This window comes from Myxococcus sp. CA039A, assembly GCF_013336645.1.
GTDB classification, from domain to species: Bacteria; Myxococcota; Myxococcia; order Myxococcales; family Myxococcaceae; genus Myxococcus; species Myxococcus llanfairpwllgwyngyllgogerychwyrndrobwllllantysiliogogogochensis.
Window position 1 is genome coordinate 1 of the sequence record NZ_JABUMQ010000804.1, and the last position, 424, is coordinate 424.

General features: G+C 60.6%; 1 protein-coding gene. It reads right to left on the bottom strand.

All coding sequences use genetic code 11. From position 1 onward, the window contains the following. A partial coding sequence (locus HR086_RS47675; protein WP_217442278.1) for a hypothetical protein occupies window positions 1-424 on the bottom strand: 424 nt, incomplete at both ends.

A 424-nucleotide genomic window follows, 5' to 3' on the forward strand; every position in this document is an offset into this window, starting at 1 on the left:
CCAAAACCCTCCTCGAATTCGAGGTAGTAGGGGCCGAACTCAGGGTAGCCCTGCTGGGGCTGCATTGTTCCGCCGAGGTGGGCAATGGAATCCCAGCGACTCAGGTTCAGTTCCTCACCGCGCTCGCTGAATGCTTCGATGTATCCACTGATGGCGCATTCGCTTTCCCACTCCCGCGGTGATCTCCCAACGTTGGGATCGTCAGCGCGGATGCCTGTGCTGATCGGCAATGCAACGGCCTCGCTGGAGGCGCCTCCGATTCCTGCGCCCGGGATGACGGCATTTCCGTTCCTGGTGTACAGCCATCGCTCGTAGAAATAGCTCGCGTAGTCCTGTCCGATCCAGCTCGGAGGGGCACCCAGCAGGGCTGAATTCAGCTTGGGCGGCAGGCTCAGCTCACCATCAAACTCCTGCTGTGTAAGCC